Source organism: Streptomyces sp. NRRL B-1347, from assembly GCF_000720325.1.
In the GTDB taxonomy this organism is placed as follows: Bacteria; Actinomycetota; Actinomycetes; order Streptomycetales; family Streptomycetaceae; genus Streptomyces.
In genome coordinates this window covers 1-678 of record NZ_JOJM01000260.1, presented here as the reverse complement: position 1 = coordinate 678, position 678 = coordinate 1, and the positions used below count along the sequence as shown (strand labels likewise).

The 678-nt window shown below is 62.2% G+C and carries 1 pseudogene; it reads left to right on the top strand.

Annotated features, from left to right (window positions below):
• Positions 1 to 421: 421 nt before the first annotated feature.
• Positions 422 to 678 (top strand): annotated as a pseudogene (locus tag IG74_RS0144875) (hypothetical protein); the annotation flags it as partial.

The window sequence follows — 678 nt, the reverse complement described above, 5'->3', positions numbered from 1 at the left end:
ATCACCCAGTCGCACTGGCGCCGCGCCCACCAAGCCCGCGCGCAACGCTGCCACAACGCCGCCCGTGAGAGACGAGATCACGAGTCACGGCTGTAGTACCTGGTGCGCTGGATCCGCCGGAAGTACAAACGACTGGCAGGCCACCGCAAGGCGCCCGCGAAGCTCGTGGAAATCGCACAGCGATACCCACGCATGTTTACGCACTGGCGCCTGACTACTGCCATCTGCTTGATCTGATGATCAGAACGACAAGAGCCGTGTAACGGGAGACTTTTACGCACGGTTCTGTGAGGGCCGAGGGGTGAGATCCCCCTCGGCTACTCGATCAAACAAACGGGCGCGCTCATCGAGGGACAGGCTGGCTCCGGCGGGCGGTTCATTCCTGGGGCTTTTCAAGTCCGTTGTGGTGACCTTGGTCTACATGCGCCGTAACCGTGTCCAGCAGGAACTCGCCGAAACGTACGGGGTGTCGCAGCCGACCATCAGCCGTGCCATATGCGGGGTGATCCCAGTGCTGGAGGAGGTCCTGGGAGAGTGCGTTCCGACGGCGGAGGACCTTGATGAGCAGACGCCGTACGTTGTCGATGGCACCTTGCTTCCTTGCTGGTCATGGGCCTCGCACCCCCAGTTGCACTCCGGCAAGCACAAGACGACGGGCATGAACGTTCAGGTGGCCTG